General features: G+C 70.9%; 6 protein-coding genes. 5 read left to right on the plus strand and 1 reads right to left on the minus strand.

Going from position 1 to position 8258, the window contains the following annotated elements; genetic code table 11:
* From G5C65_RS26080 to G5C65_RS26090, 3 genes are all read left to right on the plus strand, one after another.
* The coding region (locus tag G5C65_RS26080) for an SIS domain-containing protein (RefSeq protein WP_277608101.1) at window positions 1–640 on the plus strand (640 nt) is incomplete at its 5' end.
* A gap of 81 nt (window positions 641–721) precedes the next feature.
* On the plus strand, window positions 722–1942 hold the full coding sequence (manA, locus tag G5C65_RS26085; RefSeq protein ID WP_165301384.1) for a mannose-6-phosphate isomerase, class I: 1221 nt from the start codon (window positions 722–724) through the stop codon (window positions 1940–1942).
* Between the two features lie 65 nt (window positions 1943–2007).
* Window positions 2008–2958, plus strand: coding sequence for a cation diffusion facilitator family transporter (locus G5C65_RS26090; RefSeq protein ID WP_165301385.1), 951 nt, complete (start codon window positions 2008–2010; stop codon window positions 2956–2958).
* A 48-nt stretch (window positions 2959–3006) separates the two neighbouring features.
* On the opposite strand, the gene G5C65_RS26095 is transcribed toward G5C65_RS26090, so the two are convergent.
* Window positions 3007–5187 carry a fructose-specific PTS transporter subunit EIIC gene (locus tag G5C65_RS26095; RefSeq protein ID WP_165301386.1) on the minus strand — a complete coding sequence of 727 codons (2181 nt, stop codon included), beginning with the start codon at window positions 5185–5187 and terminating at the stop codon, window positions 3007–3009.
* A 417-nt stretch (window positions 5188–5604) separates the two neighbouring features.
* Here G5C65_RS26095 and ahcY point away from each other — a divergent pair, with 417 nt between their 5' ends.
* Window positions 5605–7062, plus strand: coding sequence for an adenosylhomocysteinase (gene ahcY, locus G5C65_RS26100; protein WP_165301387.1), 1458 nt, complete (start codon window positions 5605–5607; stop codon window positions 7060–7062).
* Window positions 7063–7212: 150 nt separating this feature from the next.
* On the plus strand, window positions 7213–7827 hold the full coding sequence (locus G5C65_RS26105; protein ID WP_165301388.1) for a hypothetical protein: 615 nt from the start codon (window positions 7213–7215) through the stop codon (window positions 7825–7827).
* The last annotated feature ends 431 nt before the right edge of the window (window positions 7828–8258 follow it).

Raw genomic sequence — 8258 nt, forward strand, 5'->3', positions numbered from 1 at the left:
GGCCCCGCCACAGCCCCCCACGGCCCCGGGGACGCTCTGGGCGGGGCTCACACCCCTCCTCCTGCTCGGGGACAAGCTCGGGCTGCTCCAGGCCGGCCAGTCCGCGCTGCAGGCGCTCGCCGACCGGCTGGACGAGGTGGCCGAGCGCTGCGGCCCCGCCATCGCCCCGTACAGCAACCCCGGCAAGACGCTCGCCGCCGAACTGGCGGGCGCGCTGCCGCTGCTGTGGAGCGAGGGCGCCGTCGCGGCCGTCGCGGCCCGCCACTGGTCGGTCACCTTCGCCGCACTGCCCGGCAGGCCCGCGCTCGCCGCGGAGCTGCCGGAGGCCATGACGGCCCACGGCGCGCTGCTGGCCGGCGGCTTCGCCGCGGGAGCCGACCCCGGCGACTTCTTCCGGGACCGGGTGGAGGAGCCGGAGGCGCTGCACACCCGCGTCGTCCTGCTGCGCGAAGGGCCACCCGGCGGGGACTCGGCCACGGTCGCGGCGCGCGATCTCGCGTACGGGCACGACACCCCGGTCAGCGAGCTGGAGCCGGCCGAGGGCAGCAGCCCGCTGGAGGCCGCGGCGGAGCTGATCGCCACCGCCGATTTCGCGGCTGTTTACCTCACGCTCGCCGACAGCGACTCACCTTGGGCCTGACCGACCGCACGCCGCACGTGCCGCGCCGCACCATGCTGCGCGCTGCCCCCGCACGCCCGTCACGACAGGATCACGTCACACATGGATCGCCTGGAGAACACCGTCCGGCCCTATGCCTGGGGTTCCGCGACCGCACTGCCCGAGCTGCTGGGCACCCGGCCGACGGGTGAGCCGCAGGCGGAGCTGTGGATGGGCGCGCACCCCGGCGCTCCCTCCCGTGTCGACCGCGGCGCCGGCAGCACCTCGCTGCACGACGTCATCGCGGCCGACCCGGAGGGCGAACTGGGCTCCCGGACCGTACGGGCGCACGGGCCGGACCTTCCCTTCCTGCTGAAACTGCTCGCAGCGGCGTCCCCGCTGTCCCTCCAGGTGCACCCCGACCGTGCGCAGGCGGAGCGGGGGTTCGCCGACGAGGAGGCGCGCGGCATCCCCCTGGACGCCCCGCACCGCAACTACAAGGACGCCAACCACAAGCCGGAACTGCTCTGCGCCCTCACCCCGTTCGACGGGCTCTGCGGATTCCGCCGCCCGGACGAGGCGGCAGCGCTGCTGGACGCACTGGACGTCGACACGCTCAAGCCGTACGTGGACATCCTGCACGCCCGCCCGGAGGGCGACGCGCTGCGCGAGGTCCTCTCCGCCGTTCTCACCGCCGACAGGGACGACATGGCCCGGACGGTGACCCGCGCCGCGGCCGCGGCGGAGCGCCTCGCCGGGGCGCGGACCGGGGCGGACGGCGGCCCCGACCCGTACGCCGTCTGCGCCGACACCGCCCGGCACTTCCCGGGCGACCCGGGCGTCATCGCCGCCACGCTCCTCAACCACGTGCGGCTGCGCCCCGGCGAGGCGCTGTACCTGGGTGCGGGAGTGCCGCACGCCTACCTCGGCGGACTGGGCGTCGAGATCATGGCCAACTCGGACAACGTGCTGCGCTGCGGACTGACCCCCAAGCACGTCGACGTCCCCGAGCTGCTGCGCATCGTCCGCTTCGAACCGACCGAGCCGGGCATCCTGCGCCCCGAGGCCGACGCGGACGACGAGGAGCTGTACGAGACCCCCATCGACGAGTTCCGGCTCTCCCGCTACGTGCTGGTGCCCGGCGCGGGGCCGCACCGCCTCGACCGCCCGGCCCCGCAGATCCTGCTGTGCACGTCGGGCCGGATCACGCTGCACGGCGGAGCGCCCGCCGGCGGCGCGGCGGATGTGCCCCTGGACCGCGGTCAGTCGGCCTTCATCCCGGCGGACGAGCCCGTAGCCGTGTCCGGCGACGGTACGCTCTTCCGCGCCACGGTGGCCGTCTGATCCAGCGGCCGCCCTCCCCGCGGCCGCCTGGAAGGGCGTGCCCACCGAGAAAGGGACTGCCGCACGTGAGTGCATCAGGCGGAACGAGGGCGATTGTCGCCGCGCTGGTCGCCAACCTGGCCATCGCGGCGGCCAAGTTCGTCGCCGCGGCCTTCAGCGGCTCGGCGTCGATGCTGGCGGAGGGCGTGCACTCGGTCGCCGACTCGGGCAACCAGGGGCTGCTCCTGCTCGGCGGCAAGAAGGCCAAGAAGGAGGCCAGCGAGGAGCACCCGTTCGGATACGGCCGTGAGCGCTACATCTACGGCTTCCTGGTCTCCATCGTCCTGTTCACCATCGGCGGCGTCTTCGCGCTCTACGAGGGCTACGAGAAGGTCAAGCACCCGCACGAGGTGGAGCACTGGTACTGGCCCGTGGGCGTGCTGGTGTTCGCCATCGTCGCCGAGACGTTCTCGTTCCGTACGGCCATCAGGGAGTCCAACGAAGTCCGCGGCTCGCTCAGCTGGAGCCAGTTCGTCCGCCGCGCCAAGGCGCCGGAGCTGCCCGTCGTCCTGCTGGAGGACCTCGGCGCGCTCGTGGGCCTCGTCCTGGCCCTCGGCGGCGTCGGGCTCGCGCTGCTCACCGGAGACGGCGTCTGGGACGGCGTGGGCACCATGTGCATCGGCGTGCTGCTCGTCCTGATCGCGCTGGTGCTCGCGGCGGAGACCAAGTCGCTGCTGCTGGGCGAGTCGGCCGACCCGGCGGAGCGCGAGCGGATCCGCGTCGCGCTCGTCGACGGCGAGTCCGTCACCGGCGTCATCCACATGCGCACCCTCCACCTCGGCCCGGAGGAGCTGCTGGTGGCCGCCAAGGTGGCGGTGCGGCAGGACGACACGGCCGGCGAGGTCGCCCGCGCCATCGACGCCGCCGAGGAGCGCGTCCGCACCGCCGTGCCGATCGCCCGCGTCATCTACCTGGAACCGGACATCCCGCGGGCGTCGGAACGCCCTGAGGACGAGGGTGTCCGGCCACCGGGCTGACGACTGCGGACCTCGGCGGCGGCACGGCACCCCGCCGCCGGCCTCCGGCTACTCGATCTCGCGCAGGACCGCCATGACGGCGGCCCGGTCCTGCGCGTCCAGCAGGCGCTGCCGGAAGGCGGGATCCATCAGCTTTCTGGACAGCAGCGCGAGGATGCGCAGATGCTCGTCTCCCGCCGCCTCCTCCGGTACGGAGATCATGAACACGAGCTTGGCCCGCGTCCCGTCCAGTGCGCCCCATTCGACGCCCTCGGGAGCGCGTGCGAAGCCCACGACGGGCGCACTGACGGCGTCCGTCTTGGCGTGCGGAACGGCGATCTCCTCACCGAGCCCCGTCGTGCCCTCGGCCTCGCGGGCGAGCGCCGCCCGTGTGAGCTCCTCGGTGTCGCTCACCCTGCCGGAACGAGCGAGCAGTTCGGCCATCTCGCGGATGGCCGCTTCCTTGTCCCCGGCGGACAGCCGCTCCTTGACGGTCTGTTCGGTCAGGTAGCCGGAGAGCACGCCAGGAACGCCGCCGTTCCCCTCCGCCGCGTCACCGGCTGCCGCGTCACTGGCTTCCGGGGCTTCCGGGGCTTCCGTGGCGGCCGGGGCGGCCCGTGTGGCCGCCTTGCCGCTGGCGGCGGCAGGGCTGGGGACGCCGGGGGCGCCGGGGACGGCCGCCTCAGCGGTCTCCGCCGCCCCGCCGCCCACCGTGGCGAGCACGGGCTCGGGGGCTTCCGTGTCCTTCCGCCCGCCCAGCGACATCAGTCCGACGGTCGCCAATCCGGTGACCGCCGTACCGATGACGATCGCCACGAAGAACATCGCCACCCCGTCGACCGCACCGAGCACCGCCACGATCGGGCCGCCGTGCGGCACGTTGCCGTCCACCGAAGCCAGGCCCGCGACAGCACCGGCCACCGCGCCGCCCAGCACGTTCGACGGGATCACGCGCGCGGGGCGGGCCGCCGCGAAGGGGATGGCCCCCTCGGTGATGCCGAAGAAGCCCATGAAGAGCGCGGCGTACCCGGTTTCGCGCTCCTGCGCGTCGAACATGCGGCGGCGCAGCAGCGTGGCCAGGCCCTGTCCGAGCGGCGGCACCGGGATGGCGGCCGCGACCATGCCCATGACCTCCGGGCTCTTGGAGACGAGGCCGGCGCCGAAGAGGAACGCGGTCTTGTTGACGGGGCCGCCCATGTCGAAGGCGACCATCAGTCCGAGGACGACGCCCAGCAGCGCCGCGCTCGTCCCGGTCATGTCACCCAGGAAGTCCGTGAGGTGCTCGAAGACCCAGGAGATCGGGCGGCCGATGACGTAGATGAAGAAGAGGCCCAGCGCCGACGTCGACACGATCGGGATCACGATGATCGGCATGATCGGCCGGACGAATCGGGGAACGCGGACCTTCTTGATCCACTGGACCAGATAGCCCGCGAGGAAGCCGGTCACGATGGCGCCGATGAAGCCCGCTCCGGACTCGGAGTCGTACAGCTCGCCGGTGTTGGCGATCCAGCCGCCGATCATGCCCGGCACCAGGGCCGGGCGGTCCCCGATCGCGTAGGCGATGTAGCCGGACAGGATCGGGACCATGAGCGTGAAGCCGATGGTGCCGATGTCGTTGACGTGCTTCCAGAAGCTGCCGTCCGGGATGACCAGACCGCCGTCGGCCTGCGGATCGCCTCCGAGAGCGAGCGAGACGGCGATCAGCAGCCCGCCGACGACCACGAACGGGATCATGTAGGAGACGCCGTTCATCAGCGCCTTGTAGCCGATGCTGCGCTCCCGGCCCTTGGCCCCCGCCGGTCCGCGCACCGGTCCGCCGCCCGCTGTGTCATTCGTCACGGCGCCGTCCTGCGCCCCGCCGGAGGCGGCGTCCCGCTCCCCGCCGTCGTACACGGGCGCCTGCCGCACCCGGTCGATGAGCCCGTCGGGGTCGCTGATGCCCTCGGCCACGCCCACGACGAGCAGCTTCTTACCGGTGAAGCGGCTGCGGTCCACGTCCTTGTCGGCGGCGATGATGATGCCGTCAGCCGATCTGACATCGTTGTCAGACAGGACGTTTTCGGCCCCGATGGAGCCCTGGGTCTCCACCTTCATCGCGATGCCGCGCGCCTCGGCGGCCTGGGTCAGCTTCTCGGCGGCCATATACGTGTGGGCGATGCCCGTGGGGCACGCCGTCACGGCGAGCAGTTTCAGCCCCGGCTCGGCCGTCTGCCCCGCGCCCTCGCGGGGATCGGCAGAACTGGTCACGTGGATCTCCTTGCTTGGCCGGCTTGCTCGGCCGGCTTGATGGGGACGTGTTTGAGATGGCCGCACGTGGGCGAGCCTCAGGGAGCCGGCCGGGCGAGCTGGCACGCGGCGGCCGAAAACCGCCTCAGTCTCGCTCTTGCGGCCAACCGAAGCAATCCGCTCGACTGGACGGGCGGTGTAGATTCGTAGAGCACAGACGTCGCTGCTGATGGCGGTCGGTCGGCCCGCAACGGGCCACCGAGGGAGAGAGGGCCTCCGACGGACTGGGCTGCGAGCAGGGGAGGAGTGTGCCCGGACATGCCGGCGCGCTGTATACACCGGCAGCGCCGCAGGCGGCATCCGGCGCATCCGCTTCCCCCCCCGGCGCCGCAGCACGGACCAGTCAGCCATAAACCTCTACCCCCAGGAGCAGCTCGTATGACGACCTCCACGACCGGACAGGACTTCAAGGTCGCGGACCTCTCTCTGGCCGCGTTCGGCCGCAAAGAGATCAAGCTCGCCGAGCACGAGATGCCCGGCCTGATGGCCATCCGCGAGGAGTACGCCAAGGACCAGCCTCTGGCGGGCGCCCGTGTCACCGGCTCGCTGCACATGACGGTGCAGACGGCCGTGCTCATCGAGACCCTCGTCGCCCTGGGCGCCGAGGTCCGCTGGGCCTCCTGCAACATCTTCTCCACCCAGGACCACGCCGCCGCGGCCGTCGCCGTCGGCCCCGACGGCACTCCGGACAACCCCAGGGGCATCCCGGTCTTCGCCTGGAAGGGCGAGACCCTGGAGGAGTACTGGTGGTGCACGGAGCAGGCCCTGACCTGGCCCGACAGCCCCACCGGCGGCCCGAACATGATCCTGGACGACGGTGGTGACGCCACCCTCCTCGTCCACAAGGGCGTCGAGTACGAGAAGGCCGGCAAGGCCCCCTCGGTCGACACAGCCGAGAACGACGAGCACCGCGTCATCCTGGAGGTCCTCAACCGCACGCTCCGCGAGAGCCCGCAGAAGTGGACGCAGCTGGCCTCCGAGGTGCGCGGCGTCACCGAGGAGACCACCACCGGCGTGCACCGCCTCTATGAGATGCAGCAGGCGGGCTCCCTGCTCTTCCCGGCGATCAACGTCAACGACTCCGTCACCAAGTCGAAGTTCGACAACAAGTACGGCTGCCGTCACTCCCTCGTCGACGGCATCAACCGCGCCACCGATGTGCTCATCGGCGGCAAGACCGCCGTCGTCTGCGGCTACGGCGACGTCGGCAAGGGCTGCGCCGAGTCGCTGCGCGGCCAGGGCGCCCGGGTGCTGATCACCGAGGTCGACCCGATCTGCGCCCTGCAGGCGGCCATGGACGGCTACCAGGTCGTGACGCTGGACGACGCGGTCGAGACCGCGGACATCTTCATCACCACCACCGGCAACAAGGACATCATCATGGCCGCGGACATGGCCAAGATGAAGCACCAGGCGATCATCGGCAACATCGGCCACTTCGACAACGAGATCGACATGGCCGGCCTGGCGGCGATCGACGGTGTCGTGAAGGACGAGATCAAGCCGCAGGTGCACACCTGGACGTTCCGGGACGGCAAGGTCCTCATCGTGCTGTCCGAAGGCCGTCTGCTGAACCTGGGCAACGCGACCGGGCACCCCTCGTTCGTGATGTCCAACAGCTTCGCGAACCAGACGATCGCCCAGATCGAGCTGTTCACGAAGCCGGAGTCGTACCCCACCGACGTCTATGTGCTCCCGAAGCACCTCGACGAGAAGGTCGCCCGGCTCCACCTCGACGCCCTCGGCGTCAAGCTGACCACGCTCCGCCCGGAGCAGGCGGCCTACATCGGCGTCCCGGTCGAGGGTCCGTACAAGCCGGACCACTACCGCTACTGATCGTCTGACGACCAGCAGCCCGAGCCAGGCCCCCGCCCCCGGGCGGGGGCCGAGGGCCCTTCTGATGGATCTCCGTGGCGTCGCGACGCCACGGAGATCCATCAGAAGGGCCCTCGCCCGTCCCACCGCGACCCCTGGACAGCCACGCCCATGCCCCGCGGCCGATATTCGCTGCACGATCCGCACGACCACACCCCCCTCGGCGAAGAGCACTTCCAGTGCGCCACCGGCCCCTCCGGCTGGCGCTACGTATCCCGGATCACCACCCCCTCCGGGGCTCACGCGGGCTCCGTCGACCTGACCCTCGACGACAGGGGACGCCCGCTCAGGCTCGAACTCCACGCCGGCGACTGGCAGGTCCGCGGCGCGGCGCTGGACGGCGTCACTTGGGTGCGCACCGACCCCACCGGCGAACACGCCCAGGAGGGCAACGCGGCCGCACACACCTTCACCGGCGCTTCTCCCGCGTTTCTCATCGCGACGTCCCGGCTGCTGCGCCCGGCCCTCGGTGCCCCGGCCACCCGCGTACGCCTCGTCGCCCTCGCACCCCCCGTCCTCGCACCCCGCACCCTCGACCAGTCCTGGGCGATGCTGTCCAGCGAAGCACACCCCACTGACAGCGGCCCCCTGGTCGTGGAGACCTACCAGGTCAACGACCTGGAGACGGGTGATCAGCAGCAGGTCCACCTCGCCGGGGACGTGGTTCTCGCGGCTCCGGGCACCGAGCTGGAAGACCTCGAATCCCCACCGTCGACCTTCACCTGACGCCCAGGGGGCGGAGCCCGCAGCCGCGTGATGTGCGTGCACGGTCTCCGACCTGCTACTGTCCTCTTCGCCCCCAGTGCTCCGTTGACAGGGAGTACCGTGGGCGGTAGATTCGAACAGTTGGGTCGAGCTGGACGAGCACGGTCACAACGGTTAGTATCTTCTCCGCTTCCGCAGAAAGATTTCCGCATTTCGGATTTCCGAGCGAAGCGCCCCGAATTTCTAGCGGATCTGATCTGATAGAGTCGGAGACACCGAAGGGAAGCGCCCGGAGGAAACCTGAGAGGGTTTCCGAAGGAAGCGCCCGTTCCTTGAGAACTCAACAGCGTGCCAAGTAGTCAACGCCAGATTTTTGGTATGCCTCGTCAAGGGGTTTACATAGCGAGGACATTTGTTCTTCGTTGGATGATTGATGCATTCACGGAGAGTTT

It is taken from the genome of Streptomyces boncukensis (assembly GCF_011045075.1).
Classification (GTDB): Bacteria; Actinomycetota; Actinomycetes; order Streptomycetales; family Streptomycetaceae; genus Streptomyces; species Streptomyces boncukensis.